A 15,683-nucleotide genomic window follows, 5' to 3' on the forward strand; every position below is an offset into this window, starting at 1 on the left:
CTCTGGCAAACCATCAGCGCCCCCGGAATGCTCCCAATGGCTGTCCGATGCACGTTCTGGCACTTAGGCTGGAGCTCATGGCCGGCTTTCAGCGGATCACGATGTCGGACCAGGACCCGACCCCGTTCGGCAGAGTGCTGCTGGCCGGGGAGGTCTCCGATGCCGAACCGCTCGTGCCGGGACCGCTGCATTCGCTGCCGGGAACGGTGATCTCACTGGTCACGGCCGGCACCGGCTTCTACCGGCACGCCGATCGGCGCACGGAGCCGATCGTCGCGCCTTCGCTGACCGTGGTGCTGCCCGGTGAGCGGCATTGGTACGGCACCCATCCCGGCGAGCGCTGGAGCGAATGGTTCGTCGTGGTCGAAGGGCCCGCCTTCGACGTGTTGCGCCAGACCGGTCGGCTGACGTGGTCGGGCCCGCGACCGCTGCCACGTGGCGTTCGGCCGGCCGATCTGGCGCTGCTGCTCCGCGGCGCACCACCGCGCTCGGGAGCCGAGCAGCAGATCTGGGCGTTGGCGGGTTGGCTCTCCAGCGCGTTGGCTCCGCCCGTCGACGACGAGACGGCGCGCTGGGATCGCGCCGCGCGGCTGCTCAGCGAGGACCTGCCGGCCCGGCTGGAGATGCGCGACGTGGCGACCCGGCTCGATCTCGAGTACGACCGGTTCCGGCGGGTGTTCCGGGACCGGTTCGGCAGGTCGCCGTTGGCGTACCGCAACGACCGGCGGCTCGAGGCGGCCGCAACCTTGCTGCGGGCAACCAATCTGACCTGCCGCGAGATCGCCCGCCGGATCGGTTTCTCCGACGAGTTCCACCTGTCCCGCCGGTTCCGCAGCCGGTACGGGGTGTCTCCGACCGGCTACCGGACAGGCAGCGAACCGCCGTCCTGACCCTGGCTAGACTGCGAACCTGTGACAGCTCTCGTAGGCCGGGTCGCGCTCGGTGTGGCAGCCATGTCTTTCGCGCCGCGTGATCGGAGCGTCGATCTCGCGACGATTCGGGACGGTATCGCCGCCGGCGTTGCGATTCTCGACACCGCGCGTGCGTACACCCGCGTCGATGTGCAGACGTACGGAGAGGAGCTGGCGGCCGAGGCTGCCCTCGGCTCCGGCGTCCTGGTCGGCACCAAGGGCGGTCACTCGCGAACCAGTGAGAACACCTGGGACGCGGACATCAGCGCGGACCGGATTCGCGCCGATGTCGACACGAGCCTGCGGGCGTTCGGTCGTGAGCAGTTGGACCTCTACTACCTGCACCGGGTCGACCTGGCCGAACAGCCGGTGGAGGAAGGCGTCGCCGCGCTGGCCTCGCTGCGGGACGCGGGGAAGGTGGCTCGAATCGGCCTGTCGAACGTCACCGTCGCCGAACTCGACCGCGCCGCCTCGGTCACCCAGATCGACGCGGTGCAGAACCAGCACAGCGCGATGGGCCGCGAATCAGCCGCCGTACTGGCATGGTGCGAGGCCCATAACGTGCCGTTCTTCGCGTACTCACCGCTGCGTCACTCCGCGGCAGCACCCCAGCTGACCGCGATCGCCGCCGCCCGAGGACTCTCGCTCCAACGCCTGCAACTCCGCGCCCTGCTCGAGTCGTCACCCGTCCTGTCCGTCGTCTCAGGCGCAACCCGCCCCACCACCGTCCTCGACTCCTTCGCCGCCGAGTCAGACCCCTGGGACAACGACCTCCAGTCCGCATACGCCGCCGACCTAGCGCACTTGAAGCTCAATTGATGGCGGCGGCGATCGGCTCGAGGCCGGCGCTCAGCTGCGCCTTGGGCAGGTGGTGGATGCGCCCGAACTCCTCCGGCCGCATTCCAGCCGAGACAGCGAGCATCACGTGGGCCTCGGTGCCGCCGATGCCGTGGGCGACCAGGATTGCGTTGTGGCCGTCGCCGCGGTACTCGCGCAGCATGGTCGTCACATGCCAGAGGGCTCTTCCGGTACGGCCAGCGCGCGGAGCCCGGCGTACAGCGGCCGGCTTCGGCCGGCGCGAGCCCGAGCGGCGCGGCCCGGCCGGCGAAGTAGCCGTCCCAGTAGTTGCGCATGCCGATCGCCAGGAACGCCTCGGTGCACACCTCCGAGAAGGTGACCGTGGCGATCGGTTCGATCAGTTCGAACAGGCGGTGAACCTTGTCCAATGCGCGCGGCATCTTGTGTCTCCTCGGTCGGGAGACCGCCTCGGTCGGCGGTCTCTCACCCCTGCAACGAAGACGCCGGCCCGCATCCGACACCGCCCACGGTCAGAATTTGCGGCCGACTCCGACCCAGAGGCTGCACATGATGTCGGTGAACTCGCCGCTGTCGACGTACTGCTGGGTCTCGTCGTCGGGGTGCCAGCGGAACGGTGAGACGACGCCGGGCTCGACCAGTTCGGTGCCGTCGAAGAAGCGGGTGACCTCTTCCTTGCTGCGCACCTGGGCCTCGCCGCCGTCGGCCTGGTACACGACCATCGCCCGCTCCCACAGCTCCGGCGCGAAGTCCGGTGTGCAGTGCGAGAAGATCAGCAGCGAACCGGGCGCGAGCGGCTCGACGAGCTGGCGGACCAGGTCGTACGGCTCGAGGTGGTCCGGGAGGTAGTGGAAGACGCCGACGATGCTGAGCGCGACCGGCTTGCTGAAGTCGATCAGCTCCGCGACCTCGTCGGACCCGAGGATCGCCTGCGGGTCGGTGACGTCGGCCTCGAGGTACGTCGTGCGGCCCTCGGGCTTGCTGACCAGCAGCGCGCGCGAGTGCGCGAGCACGATCGGGTCGTTGTCCGCGTACACGACGTGGGCCGACGGGATGATCTCCTGGACGACCTCGTGCAGGTTCGGCTCGGTGGGGATCCCGGTGCCGATGTCGAGGAACTGCGTGATGCCCTGGTTCGCGGCGAACTTGGCGGCGCGGTGCATCCACATCCGGTTCGACAACGCGGCGGTCCGGAAGCCCGGGAAGGCCTGCAGCAGGTGCTCGGCGGCCTGCCGGTCGACCTCGAAGTTGTCCTTGCCACCGAGGAAGTAGTCGTACACCCGGGCAGGGTGCGGCCGGTCCAGGTTCAACTGCTTGTACATCCCCCGGTCGGCGTCCTGCGATTCAGTCATGAAAATCCCAATCCGTACTGCGGGTTCGACCTGCTCGAGTCATCGTAGCCGGTACACAACCGTCCGTAACACCGGCAGCCCGACCCTATCGCCCGGAACGGCCATGGAGCTGGACGACGTACTTGGTGGTGGTTCTGCCGTTGGTGGACGTGACCGTGATCGTCGTGCGGTCGCTGCCGGGCGGTGTGCTGACCTTCGTCCGTGCGCCCGGGATCGTCGGTACGCCGCTGATCCGTGCCCTGGGCCGCGAGTCGACCATGTAGGTCCTGGTGGCGGGATCGAAGCCGTCGATCGGCTTGCCGTTCACCGTGATTTGCCTCAGCGTGGCGACGCTGCGCGCGGTGGCGTCGTCGTAGTTGGTGACCGCCACCGTGCCGTCGCTGTTCAGCCGGTACGTCGCCGTCATCGCCTTCGACAGGTTGAGACGCATCCAGCCGGCGTCGCTCTGGTCGAGACCGGTGCCCGAGTCGATCGAGGTCTGCTGCAGGATCTGCGTCCGCTGCTCGTCCGTCAGCTCGGGGAACGTGCTGGTGAGCAGCTCGGCCGCCTCGGCCGGTACGACTTCAGCCTGTCCTGCCGGACCCGACCGCGGGAAGCCGTAGTCGAGGCGGTAGCTGTACAGCTGCGTGGCAGCGCTGTCGGTCAGACCGGCGTACGGATCCCCGGCACACAGCTTGACCGTGGTGAATCCGGCCGCCTCGCACTTGGTCGCCAGCACCGACTCGAGCTCCTTGTGGGCGAGTTCCAGGGCCGGCTCGAAGGCCGGGTCCGCCCAGCGGTGCGCCACCACCGACTGTGCGATCATCCGGCCGCCCATCACGTCGAGCGGGTAGTGGAAGCCGAGGACGATGCGGTTGTTGCCGTACTCCGAGGACCGGGCGAGGATCGTCGGCGCCAGCTCCGGCAGCAGGGTCGCGAGCGTGGTGCCTTCGACGTATCCGCCGTACGTATGACCGCTCGGGAACGACGGACTGGTGAGGTAGCCGTCGTAACCGCCCGCGGGCGAGTCCATGATCAGGCCGCCCTGACTGACCAGGCCGAGCCGGACGAACGGCCGGTCGTACGGCCAGATGCCCTTGGCGGCGTCCGCTCCGGGGATGGTCTGCCCGACCCGGTCGAGGACGGCCTTGGTCTGCGGCAGCTCTCCGGCCGCGAGCGCCTGGGCGTAGATCGGGCCGAGCCGCGAGCCCAACGCATCGGTTCCGGTCTCGCGGATCGAGTGGTCGGCGTCGGTCTGGGCCCGGTTCATCTCGGCCGTGGTCGCGGAGTTGTTGATCGACAGCGCCACCTTGTCGTTGGTCGCGACGACCTGGTCGCGGTCGACCTTGGTGTTCGGTCCCTTGACGCCGGCGGGCAGTCCGGGGAACTCGCCGAGCAGATCGTTGAGGTAGTGGTCGGTCGGCCAGGAGTCTGACGGGAAGCTGTCCGACAGATTCGCCGCGGTGGCCCCGGTCGAGGCGGCCGCGGCGACCGGCGAGGTTGCCGCGGTGTACGGCGCGGTCCACGGCGATGCGGGTGACGTACCGATCGCGTTGATCGCACTCACCGCCGCGACGTACGAGTTGCCGGGTTTGAGCCAGCTGAACGTGGCCACGTGTTGCGTCGGATCGTCGACGCGGAGCTGGTGACCGTCGGCCAGGCGTACGACGTACCCGATGATGGCGCTGCCGCCGTCGTCGGCCGGCGTCAGCCACCGCACGGTGAGCGCGGAGTCCTGGCCACCGGCTGACACGTTGAGCGGAACGGACGGCGCCGTCTTCGCCTTCGTCCGCAGACCGTCGATCGCGGCCTGCAGCCGCTGCGACTCCTCCGACAGTTTGGCATCGGTCGCGGTCTTGTCGGCCAGCACCTGCTGAGCCTGGACGATCGACTGCTGCAGGGCCTGCCAGGACGTGTCGGTGTAGCGCTGGTTCGTGCGCGACTGCGCGTCGGCGACCAGGCTCTCCAGCTGCCGACGGACCTTCGGTACGAGCTGACTGGTTGCCAGCAGCAAGCTTCGCGTCTGCGCGTCGACCTGGCTCTGGGTGGCCGAATCCGCCGCGAGCAAAGCCTTCGCCGCGGTGTACTCGCGCTGGAACACGGCTGCGTCGATCAGCAGGTACCTCCCGAGATCGGACAAGTACGGAGTGGCAGTGCCGATCGCCTGCTCCAGCTTCGACTTGTCGACAGTCGCCGGAGGCTGCGCGGTGCTGAACGTGTACTTGTCGAGATTCGCGACGTACGGCAACGAGGCGCTGGTGCCGGCGCGCATGACCACCGACAGGCGGTGGCTGCCCGTGACAGGTGTTGCGATCGTCGCGGTGCCCTCCCCGGCGGTGTTCCAGTTGGCGGCAGTGGCCGGCAGCGCGACGGTCGCGATCGGGTCGCCCGGCTGGGCGGGGTCGGCGGCGTCCAGGTAGAAGTCCAGACGTGGGTTGCTCCCGACGCGACCGGAGTTGCCCGCGTAATGGACGCTCACCTGGTTCCGGCCGGTGGCGCCGAAGTCGACTGTGCCGTAGTCGATCCAGGCACCGTCGGAGGTGCCGCCGACATCGACGACCGGTCCGTCGTTCCAGTTGGAGTTCTCGACCTTGAGCGGCTCACCGCTGCTGGACTTCCACGTCTCGGCCTCGAGGACGTACGGGGCATTGGGATCCGACTGCAGCGACTGGGTGAACTGGAACCAGTCGAAGTTCGACACCCATTCCTCACCGGGCGGCGTACTGAAGGTCAGGCTGACCGCCTTCGCGTCGACGAGCGCTTGCGCGTTGGTGAGGTCGACGACGATCGTCTGGTAGTTGCCCCAGTCGCCCGTGCCCGGCAGATCAGCGGTGCCGACCACCGGGCCCGACTGGTCGCCGGCGTGCACCTGCAGACGGGCGGGCGCGGTCCCAGGATCGCGGTAGCTGGCGTAACGCACCAGGAGGTACTTCGGAGCCGTGCCGGTGAAGTCGAGGTCGAGGTACCGGATCCAGGACCCGTCCGTCACACCGCCGAGGTTGCCGGCGGACAGGTACGCCTGGTTGTTCAGCGGAGGGCCCGACCACTCGTCGGACTGCTCGCCCTGCAGAACCCGGTAGCCGCCTTCGTTGAGTGTCAAGGCCTCGGCACTGCTTTGCAGGTACTCCTTCGCCGCCCGCAGGTCAGCGCCGGACGCGGTGGAGTCCAGGGCCGCCTGAGCACGGGCGAGCGCGGCGGTGAATGCGCGGTACGAGGTCACCGAGTAGTTGCCCTGCCGTTCGAGCAGCGCTTCGTTCACGAGGTTCTGCAGCGCGGCGCGATCGGCGGCCGCGACCGACACCGTGATCGGCGAGGTCGCGGACACTCCTTGACCGGAGAGCTGCCGTACCTTCACGCCGCCGCGGAAGGCGGCGTCGGTGAACTCGACCCAGGCCTGTGCCTCGGCGCTCACCTTGCCGGTGAGTCTGAGCTTCACGGCCGATGCGCCGTCCACAGTGATGGACGCGCTGACGCCACTCGGAAGACCGACGACGCGTGCACTTCCTTGCCTGAGCAGGTCGGTACCCACCCGGGCGGCGAGTTTGACCCGGTGGTCGAACGTCAGTTGCACGCCGGCGTTCAGGTTGCCGTCCGCCGCCGCCGCGACGGTCGTGTGGTCAGCGGTCACCTGGTACGTCTGCGGTTTGTCCGTCGTGGGATTGCTCAGCGAGTACGCCGGAGCGGAGTGGTTGCCCCACGTGCTCGGGGCCGCGTCCATCGAGAAGTCGAGGGATCCGCCGCTGGTGATGGTCGAGAAGTCGATCCAGGTGTTGCCGAACCCACGACCGTTCAGCTTGGCGTTCTGGACGTAGAAGTTGTCGGCTGAGACGTTCGCGGCCGAGACGGTGAAGTTCCGGCCGGTCGGGTACGAGATCGTCGCCGAGTCGAAGAACGGCGTACCGATCTGGTACTGCGACGAGCCTGCGGTGACCGGGAACAGGCCGAGCGCGGCGGCGACGAACATCGTCGACATGGTGCCCGCGTCGTTGTCCATCGTGGGCAGGAAGCCCTCGGGCGCGAGCTGGTAGACGTTGGTCTTGACCGGCGGCGTGAACTCACCGCCGCCCGACGGCGGCTTGTTCCCGTCGGTCTGCCCGGTGGCGATATAGCGGTTCCAGGTCTGCTTGGTGTAGATCGACCGGACCCACTTCTGGGTCAGCGCCGGCTCGTTGACGTAGTTGAACAGGTACGGCGCCTGTAGGTCGATCTCGTTCGCGTTCGAGTGCAGCATCGCGTGCCCGTTGTCCGGGTCGTCTTCGCCGAACAGGTGCCGCAGCGCCTGCTCGGCCGCGTGCTGACCGCCGGTGGCCTTGATCAATCCGGCCATGTCGTACGCCGGGTACCAGTTGTACTGCCACAGCGTGCCCTGGTAAAGGTTGGAGCTCTCGAACTTCTCGTAGTCGACGTCCGTCCAGTCCCCGCTGCTGTTGCGCGGGTTCAGCACAGCGACCTTCGTACCGTCCGGAGCCGTCCACGCGCCGGGCTTGTACTGGTTCGCGACCGGCAGCAGGGCCTGCTTGCGGAGCGTTGAAGCATCATTGGTACGGCCAACGGCATCGGCGATGATCGCGAGCGCCCACTGGTCGTAGCCGCGCTGCACCATGTCGCCCGGACGATCCGGGATGAACCCCTGCCGCAGCTGCTGCCCCGAGTAGTAGCCGGTGAGGTCGCGCAGTACGGGATACGCCTGCGTGAGACGTGAGAAGCCGGTGTAGCCCTTGGAGAGTGCGTCCGCGACGATCACGGCGGAGCGCTCGTACCGGACGTTCGGCACGCCTTGCGTCGGGGCGAAGACGTCCGAGCTGCCGGTGGTCGCCTGGTCGGCCATGCGCGTGATCAGCGACTGGATGATGTCCTTGTAGAGATCCGGCGCGACGTAGGCGATCACGGAGTACTTGCGGAAATCGTCCCACGACGACCAGCCGTCGTAGTACGTGTAGTCGTCGACCTTGTGCACCGAGCCGTCCACGCCGCGGTACGTTCCCGACGTGCTTGTCGCGTTGATGGGCAGCGCGAACATCCGGTACAGGTGCGTGTAGAAGAGCTTGCGCAGGTCGCCGGTCGGGTCGCTGCGGTCGGAGGCGGTGATGTTCACCCGCTGCAGCACCTTGTTCCAGGCCTGCTCGGTGCCCTGACGTACCTGGTCGAAGGTCTTGCCGCCCAGTTCGGCGCCCTGATCGATCTTGGCCTGCGCACTGCTGATCGGCGACAGCGTGATCCGCAGCCCGACGGTCCGGGCGTCGTCGGCGAACGTCAGTACGGCACCGGTGTCGCGGCCGCTGCGGGACGCGACGTCGCCGAGAGTTGTGCCGTCGGCCCAGGTCTGCTGCTTGACGACCTTCTGCTCGGTCTCCGCGTAGTAGAACAGTTTGTACGTCGCACCGTTGAAGAAGCCGGTGAACGATCCGCTCAGCGCCACCCGGCCATCGGCGAGCGGTGTCGTCGTGAGGTCGGAGGCGATCCGCTGGGTGAAGTTGTTCCCCAGGTCGAGGACCAGCGACGGCGTCTGGCCGGCCGGGAACGTGTACCGGTGCATTGCCGTACGGGTCGTGGCCGTGACCTCGGCGGCGATCTTCCCGCCCGGATGGGTGACGGCGCCGTCCTGGCCGGCGATGGCACCGAGACCGACCTGGTAGTAGCCGGGGGAGGCGTGCTCGTCGTCATGACTGAACGGATGTGCGTACGAGGCTGCGCTCGGACGCGCCTCGTACGCGACCGACGTCGGCACCACCAGCAGGTCGCCGCCGGCGCCCGAACCGCCAACACCGTCGAGGTTGGTCTGCGTGAACCCGTTGATGCTGGACTGCGCGTAGTCGTACCCGGAGTGACTCCGTCCTGGCGAAGTCATCGGATTGACTTTGACCAGGCTGTTCGGCGCCTGCGCGCCCGGCAGGTCGTTGCCGTGGTCACCCGACGTGGAGACGAAGGGGTCCACCAACGACGTCAGACCCGGGCCACCGAGCGCCTTGGCGGCCGCGGACGGTTCACCGACCGCGGCGATGCCGGCCACAGCCAGCATCGCCACCACCAGCAGCGCCACCACGGGTCGAACGGATCCTGCAAAGCGCACGCGAGACATGTCACTCCAACGGGCGGGCCGGCCGAGACCACAGCACATTAAGTGCCCCGCGCCCACCCGCGCCAGACCATCCACCCCTGTTAATGCAGAGTTCCTCCAAAACCCGTGCGGCCGAGCTCAGCGCTGTCCGTTCGCGGTCCCGTACTCGGCCGCGATCGCGTCGCCGCCGCCGTTCTTCCAGGTCCGGACCGCGTTCTTCCAGGCCGACACCGGCTGCCGGCCGAAGAAGATCTCGGTCGAGAGGTCGGCCAGTGGCTTGGCGAGCGCGGCGCCCTTGGACGAGTCCAGTGGCGAGTACAGGCCCGAGGTCGGGTCCGGCGTGATCAGCTTCAGCGCGGCGGTCTGGTAGTCGAAGCGGGCCCGTACGGATGCCGGCTCGCCCGGCTGGTAGAGCGCGACGGGGGAGCCGGCCAGGTACTCGAACGGGACGAGTGCCTGGTTCGTGCCCTTGCTGTTCAGGATCGGGTCGGTCCCCTTGAGGGTGTACGTCTGACCGGCGATTCCGTAGGTCCGTTCGAGGTACTCGCGGGATCCGAACGGGGCGCACAGCCAGTTGAGCACCTGCAGCAGCCGGTCGACCCGGCTGTCGTCCTTCTGCTTGGCGATCGCGGCGAAGGCGTCGACCGGCTTGCTCCGCTGATGGCTGCCCTGGCCGCCGTTGCGTCCGGGCGGGATCATGCCCGCAAGCTCGAAACCGTCCACCGCCGCGCCCCAGGTGGCGAACTTGCTCCAGCCGCCGTAGCTGGCCAGCACCATCGAGCTCGTACCGTTCAGGAACCACTCGTTGCGCTGCGTGTTGACCGAGGCGGCCGCGTCCGGATGGAAGATCCCGCGCTTCACCAGATCCCGCATGTCCGTCAGCGCCTGCTCGTACTCGGGCAGCTCGTAGGCGCTCTTGAACGTCCCGCCGTCGACGACCCAGGTGCCGGGGATCCGGTTCATCCCGAGCACGAAGGCGAAGAACCCGATCACATCACCGGAGGCCCAGCGAGCCTTGCGTTCGTCGGTGAGCAGCTCCGCGGTCTCGACGAACTCGGCGTAGTTGGCCGGCGTCGTCGTACCGCCGGCCTTCTTGATCAGATCACCGCGGACGTAGAGCACGTTGCCGACCAGCGAGCGGGGTACGGGGACGCCCCAGATCGCGTTCTCGAAGACGGTCTCCTGCCAGGACGGTGTCGGCAGGCCGGCCAGGTTCGGGTACTTCTTCACCGCGTCCCCGCTGAGCCGCCCGGTCAGGTCGCTGAAGGTTGCCCGCAGCAACGCCGGCATCTGCTGCTGGGGCGAGCGCACCGTGACGATGTCGGGGATCGAGCCGCCGGCGATCGTGGTCGCGAACCGATTCGGGTAGTCGGCGAACGGGGTGTACGCGATGTCGATCTGGGCACCGATGCGCTGGTTGATCTGCTGCCAGATCGCGTTGTCGCCGAGCTTGGGCGCGACCGGGTCGAAGCTGTACGTCAGCACCGACACCTTCTCGCCCTGGAGCACGGGCTCGGGGTAGAGCGCCTTGGGGGACGCCGGGTACTGGAGGTAGCCGGAGAGTGCACCGTGCCGGGTGTCGCCGACGAGGTTCGGCGTGACGACCCCGTTGTCGACGTACGCCGGCAGCTCGACCGAGGGCGCGCTGCCGCCCGTCGAAGCGGCGGGAGTGGACGAACAGCTGCTGAGCGCTGTCGCCCCGGCGCCGGCCAGCCCTGCTGCCCCCGCGAGTTGCAGGAACCGGCGACGATCGATGGTGGTTGCCATGAGTGTCCTTTCACAGGATGCGGGCAGTCGCGCCGCATCAACCCTTGACTGCGCCGATCATGAGGCCCTTCGCAAAATGCTTCTGCAGGAAGGGATAGACCAGGAGAATCGGGACGATCGACAGTACGAGGATCGCCATCTGGATCGAGAGTTGTGGCGGCATCACGTCGGCGCCGCTCGCCGCGACCTCGGTGCCGATCGGGGTCTCGTTCACGATGAACGTTCGCAGCACCAGCTGCATCGGCCACTTGTCGGTCGAGTTCATGTACAGCAGTGCGGAGAAGAAGGAGTTCCAGTAGCTGACCGCGTAGAACAGCCCGATGACCGCGATCACGGCACGGGCCAGCGGCAGCATGATGTTGCCGAGGATCCGGAGCTCGCCGGCGCCGTCGATCCGGGCGCTCTCGACCAGTTCCTGCGGAATCTCGAGGAAGAAGGAGCGCATCACGATGACGTTGAACGCGTTGATCAGGACCGGCAGGATCAGTGACGCGTACGAGTCGATCAGCCCCAACTGCTTGACGAGCAGGTACATCGGGATCATGCCCGGGTTGAACAGCAGCGTGAACAGCGTCAGCAGCAGCATCGGCTTGTGCCCGAGACTGCCAGGCCGGCTGAGCGAGTAGGCCAGCCCGACGGTGGCGGCCAGGCTGAGGCTGGTGCCGACCGCGGTGATGCCGATGCTCACGGCCAGCGCCTTCGTGACCACGCCGCCGGACAGCACCGCCTGGTACGCCGAGAAGGAGATGTGCGACGGGATCAGTACGAACCCGCCGGAGTGCGTGATGCCCTCCTGGGTGGAGATGCTCGTCGAGAGGATCGCGACGAACGGCACGACGACAGCAGCGCAGGCGATCGCCAGGACGACGGCGCGGGCGGAGACGAACAACGGGTTCGGCCGGCCGGCCCAGACCGGGAGGACGTTCCTCATTTCGAGTACACGCCCCTCTCCCCGAAGACGTGGGCGAGCCGGTTCGCTCCCAGGACCAGCGCGACCCCGATCACCCCTTTGACCAGGCCGACGGCGGCCGCCTGACCCCAGTTCCCGCCGAGGATCCCGTTGTTGTAGACGTATGTGTCGAGTACGTCGCTGGCCGGGACGCCGACCGCCGCCTGCTGCAGGATGATCTGCTCGAAGCCCACCGTCAGCGCGTCGCCGAGCCGCAGGATCAGCAGCAGAACGATCACCCCGCGAATCGCCGGCAGCGTGACGTGCCACATCCGGCGGAGTGCGGACGCGCCGTCGATCGCGGCGGCCTCGTAGAGCAGCGGATCGACCCGCGACAGCGCCGCCAGGAAGATGATCGTGCCCCAGCCGGTGTCCTTCCAGATCACCTGCGAGGTGATCAGAATCTTGAACAACTCGGGGACACCGATGATCGAGAAGGTCCCGAGGCCGATCGACCGCAGGTGCGTGTTGACCATGCCGGTACTTCCGAGCATCTGCTGGAACAGCGCGACCACGATCACCCAGGACAGGAAGTGCGGCAGGTAGAGGATCGACTGCGCGAGCCGCTTCACCCGCTCACCCAGCATCGAGTTGAGCAGCAGCGCCAGCACGATCGGCACCGGAAAGACGAAGAGCACCTGGATCAGCGTGATGATCAGCGTGTTCAGCAGCGCGGCCACGAACGCCGGGTCGCCGCTGGTCACCACGCGGAAATTGTCCAGGCCGACCCACGGGCTCCGGGTGAAGCCGAGGAACGGCTGATAGTCCTGGAATGCAATGGCATTTCCGAGCAGCGGCAGATAATGAAACAACAGCACGATGCCGATGCCCGGTAAACCGAGCAGCAACAGGACTTTGTCCCGGCGCCACCGCGCCCGGAGGCCCATTCTGCGCGGCCATTTCTTGGTCACAGATCTCTCCTTCGAGCCCTCGCTGGAGGCCGGTTCGCACCGTCGCGCGTGGCGAAGGTAGCAGAGATGTAAGGTTGCATCAATGCCTTCCCGGTCCCTAGAGTGAGGACCCGGAGACGACGCCGAACCCCCTGGGAGTGGAGATCAGCGTGAGGACGATGCGGACCGACGTGGCCGTCGTTGGCGGCGGCACCTCGGGGATGACGGCGGCGATCGCGGCGGCCCAGGAGGGCGCGCAGGTGGTCCTCGTCGAGCTCGACGAGTCGATCGGCGGCGTCGGCATCAGTACCGGCGTGCATTTCTACTACTTCGGGTCACCGGCCGGTCTGCAAATGGAGATCGATCGCGCCGCGCGGGCGGTGCCGGACGTCCTGAATCGTGCGCACGGATATCACCCGGCGTCGAAACTCCAGGTGGTGACCGAGTTGCTCGCGGAGCATTCCGTGACGGTTGTGACGTCGGCGGTCGTCGCCGAGGTGGAGCTGGTGGCCGGCCGTGTTACCGGCGTCGTGGTCGAGACCGACGACGAGACCGTGCGGATCGAGGCGGCGGTGACCGTCGACTGCACCGGGGACGGTGACGTCGCCGCCCTGGCCGGCGCCCGCTTCGAGCTCGGCCGGGCCTGGGACGGTGCCACGAACACGTTCTCGCTCGTCCCCAGGTTCGTCGACGAGAAGGGTTTCCTGAGCTTCTCGAACTTCGACTCCGGCTGGGTCGACCCGACCGATCCGCGCGACGTGTCGAGGGCCTATCGTCTCGGCCGCCGGACCGCCTGGCACGGCCGCAACCCGGCGAGCACGCACTACCTGACCCTCGGGCCGCGGATCGGCATCCGCGAGGGCCGCCGGATCGTCGGCGACTACCGGCTCACGCAGGCCGATCTGGTGGCCGACCGGCACTTCGGCGACGTCGTCATGCGTTGCGTCTCGCACCACGACACGCACGCCCGCGACCTCGCCAACGAGAGCGACGTGACGCAGGTCTGGATCGCGATCCTCGGGCTGCGGATGCTCCGCCTCGGCTGCGGCATCCCGTACCGTTGCCTGCTGCCGCAGGGGATCGACGGGCTCCTGATCGGCTGCCGCGCCTTGTCGCAGGATCAGGACAGCGGAGCGGCCGTCCGGATGCAGCGCGACATGCACAAGCTCGGTGAGGTGGCCGGGGTCGCCGCCGCGCGCGCCGTCGCGGAGCGGACCGCGCCGCGCCGGATCGATGTCGGCCGGTTGCAGGAGCGGCTCGTCGACCGGGGTGTACTCGATCGCGACGAGCTCGACCACACCGCCCGCCCGTGGACGTTTGCCGGCGCGCTTCGGCACGCGACGGCCGCGCCCGATCTCGACGCACTCATCGGCCTGCTCGGCACGGCGGACGAGTCGATCGCGATCTGGTGGTTGCTGCAGTACGGCGACGCCGCAGCCGGCAGGCTTCGTCAGCTTCTCGAGACCACCACGTCCTGTGCGCCGGCCTTGTGCCTCGGCCTGCTCGGCGATCGGCATGCGGTCCCGTACCTCGCCGAGATCGTCGCCCGCAGGGACGAGGGGCGGCCGGGGCCCGAGCTCGGTCTGGCCGAGCCGCGATGGATCGCGGCGCTGACCGTGCTCCGGATGCTCGGCGACGCCGCGGTCGCCGACCTGGCCATCACACGGCTGACGGACGAGCCGGCCAGCTCGACCATCCTGTATCTGCTCCACTACCTGATCGGGATCGCGGATCAGCTCGGCGAGACGCAGCACCGCGATCTCGCCGCGGCGATCGCCGCGATCCTGCGGGATCCGCGGATCGGCGAGGACTTCACGGTGCAGGGTTCGGGCGAGGCCGGTCCGACACACACGGCCGACACTTCGATCCGCTGGAGCGTCGACCTGACCGCGTCGTACGTCCTCGACCTGATCGGCGCCGACGGAGCGCCGGTCCGCGCGCGGTACGAGCTGGACGAGCGCGGTTACGTCCGGCGGTTCGCCCGAATACTCCGGGAGCGATTGCAGGTCGCGAAGGGACTCGCCGCGTGACGAACCTGGAGCCCTCCGCGGACGAGTACGACGTCGTGGTGGCGGGCGGCGGTCTTGCCGGCTTCGCCGCCGCTCTGCAGGCGGCCGATGCGGGCCTGCGTGTTCTCGTCGTCGAGCCGACCGGCACCCTGGGACGTGAGATCGTCCGCGGCCGGGTGATGTTCGCGGATCTCGTCGCCCTCGCGATCCGGTCCCGGGCGGCCCGGCTGATCCTCGACGGTCTGCGGGACGGCTCGGCGTGGTTCGACGGTGCGCTGGATCCGACGTACGCGGCGCTCGTGCTCGACAAGATCCTCGGCGAGGCCGGCGTCGACGTACTGTTCCACGTCTGGCCGGTGGCCGCGCTCCATCACGATGGGGGCATCGACGGGATCCAGGTCGCGAGTCAGAGCGGCTACCTGTCCGTCGAGGCGCCGTACGTCGTCGACACCTCACGGCGTGCACGGATCGCGGGCCAACTGGTGCAGAAGGCCGTCCTCACGGAACAGCGCCTCTCGCGACGCTTCCTGTTCGCTGCCGATGAGGCGCCATGGCCCCATTCCCCGTCTACGTACGATCTCGGCGTCCGTGGGGAGGCGCGCTTGTCCGCCGAGGTGCGGCCGACGTACCACCCGGGGGAGTGGCGGATCTCGATCGACTACGCACTTGCCGGGACCTCTGCGCGGCCCGGGCCGCTTCGCGCGGATGATCTGGGCGACCTGCTGCTCGACCTGAGTCCAGAGGCTCCGCTGCGTCTCATCCACACTGCTGAGGAGCCGATCGAGATCCCAGCGTTCCGCCTGCCGACGGGTGGCAGCCCAGTTGCAGGTCTCACTTGGGCCGGTCTATGGTCTGCTCCCGAGCCGGTCGCACTCCAGGACCATCCGATCGCGGAGGCCCTGCTGGACCAGGGCCGACGCGCGGTTGCGGACGTTCTGTCATGACCGCCACC

The 15,683-nt window shown here is 68.2% G+C and carries 10 protein-coding genes and 1 pseudogene; 4 read left to right on the plus strand and 7 right to left on the minus strand.

Going from position 1 to position 15,683, the window contains the following annotated elements; translation table 11 throughout:
- Positions 1 to 77 precede the first annotated feature (77 nt).
- Both ACGFI6_RS35445 and ACGFI6_RS35450 read left to right on the plus strand, forming a co-directional pair.
- Entirely contained in the window at positions 78 to 890 is an 813-nt protein-coding gene (locus tag ACGFI6_RS35445; protein ID WP_393126532.1) for an AraC family transcriptional regulator, read from the plus strand.
- A 21-nt stretch (positions 891 to 911) separates the two neighbouring features.
- A complete protein-coding gene (locus ACGFI6_RS35450) occupies positions 912 to 1,730 on the plus strand; it encodes an aldo/keto reductase (protein ID WP_393126534.1) in 819 nt (272 codons plus the stop codon).
- Here ACGFI6_RS35450 and ACGFI6_RS35455 read toward each other — a convergent pair.
- The 7 genes and pseudogenes from ACGFI6_RS35455 to ACGFI6_RS35485 all read right to left on the minus strand — a co-directional run bounded on the left by ACGFI6_RS35455 (position 1,723) and on the right by ACGFI6_RS35485 (position 12,743).
- Complete coding sequence (locus ACGFI6_RS35455) at positions 1,723 to 1,920, minus strand: hypothetical protein (protein ID WP_393126536.1); 198 nt, start codon at positions 1,918 to 1,920, stop codon at positions 1,723 to 1,725. The two genes, ACGFI6_RS35450 and ACGFI6_RS35455, sit on opposite strands and share 8 nt — an antisense overlap.
- A gap of 70 nt (positions 1,921 to 1,990) precedes the next feature.
- A pseudogene (locus ACGFI6_RS35460) lies at positions 1,991 to 2,149 on the minus strand (hypothetical protein); the annotation flags it as partial.
- A 90-nt stretch (positions 2,150 to 2,239) separates the two neighbouring features.
- Positions 2,240 to 3,079, minus strand: a complete 840-nt coding sequence (locus ACGFI6_RS35465; protein WP_393126538.1) for an SAM-dependent methyltransferase — start codon at positions 3,077 to 3,079, stop codon at positions 2,240 to 2,242.
- Positions 3,080 to 3,164: 85 nt separating this feature from the next.
- A complete protein-coding gene (locus tag ACGFI6_RS35470) occupies positions 3,165 to 9,101 on the minus strand; it encodes a glycoside hydrolase domain-containing protein (RefSeq protein WP_393126540.1) in 5,937 nt (1,978 codons plus the stop codon).
- Positions 9,102 to 9,254: 153 nt separating this feature from the next.
- Positions 9,255 to 10,883, minus strand: a complete 1,629-nt coding sequence (locus tag ACGFI6_RS35475) for an extracellular solute-binding protein (protein ID WP_393126542.1) — start codon at positions 10,881 to 10,883, stop codon at positions 9,255 to 9,257.
- Between the two features lie 37 nt (positions 10,884 to 10,920).
- Positions 10,921 to 11,814, minus strand: coding sequence for a carbohydrate ABC transporter permease (locus ACGFI6_RS35480; protein WP_393126544.1), 894 nt, complete (start codon positions 11,812 to 11,814; stop codon positions 10,921 to 10,923).
- On the minus strand, positions 11,811 to 12,743 hold the full coding sequence (locus ACGFI6_RS35485) for an ABC transporter permease (protein ID WP_393126546.1): 933 nt from the start codon (positions 12,741 to 12,743) through the stop codon (positions 11,811 to 11,813). The genes ACGFI6_RS35480 and ACGFI6_RS35485 overlap by 4 nt, the downstream gene beginning before the upstream one ends.
- Before the next feature lie 158 nt (positions 12,744 to 12,901).
- On the opposite strand from ACGFI6_RS35485, the gene ACGFI6_RS35490 reads away from it, so the two are divergent.
- Positions 12,902 to 14,752, plus strand: coding sequence for an FAD-dependent oxidoreductase (locus tag ACGFI6_RS35490; RefSeq protein WP_393126989.1), 1,851 nt, complete (start codon positions 12,902 to 12,904; stop codon positions 14,750 to 14,752).
- A complete protein-coding gene (locus ACGFI6_RS35495) occupies positions 14,749 to 15,675 on the plus strand; it encodes an FAD-dependent oxidoreductase (RefSeq protein WP_393126548.1) in 927 nt (308 codons plus the stop codon). The genes ACGFI6_RS35490 and ACGFI6_RS35495 overlap by 4 nt, the downstream gene beginning before the upstream one ends.
- Positions 15,676 to 15,683: the final 8 nt, after the last annotated feature.

This window comes from Kribbella sp. NPDC048928, assembly GCF_043197975.1.
Lineage (GTDB): Bacteria > Actinomycetota > Actinomycetes > Propionibacteriales > Kribbellaceae > Kribbella.

Coding starts and splice junctions, on each gene's coding strand:
- ACGFI6_RS35480 (WP_393126544.1), bottom strand. CDS start 11,814: ATGAGGAACGTCCTCCCGGTCTGGGCCGGCCGGCCGAACCCGTTGTTC.
- ACGFI6_RS35445 (WP_393126532.1), top strand. CDS start 78: ATGGCCGGCTTTCAGCGGATCACGATGTCGGACCAGGACCCGACCCCG.
- ACGFI6_RS35490 (WP_393126989.1), top strand. CDS start 12,902: ATGCGGACCGACGTGGCCGTCGTTGGCGGCGGCACCTCGGGGATGACG.
- ACGFI6_RS35465 (WP_393126538.1), bottom strand. CDS start 3,079: ATGACTGAATCGCAGGACGCCGACCGGGGGATGTACAAGCAGTTGAAC.
- ACGFI6_RS35475 (WP_393126542.1), bottom strand. CDS start 10,883: ATGGCAACCACCATCGATCGTCGCCGGTTCCTGCAACTCGCGGGGGCA.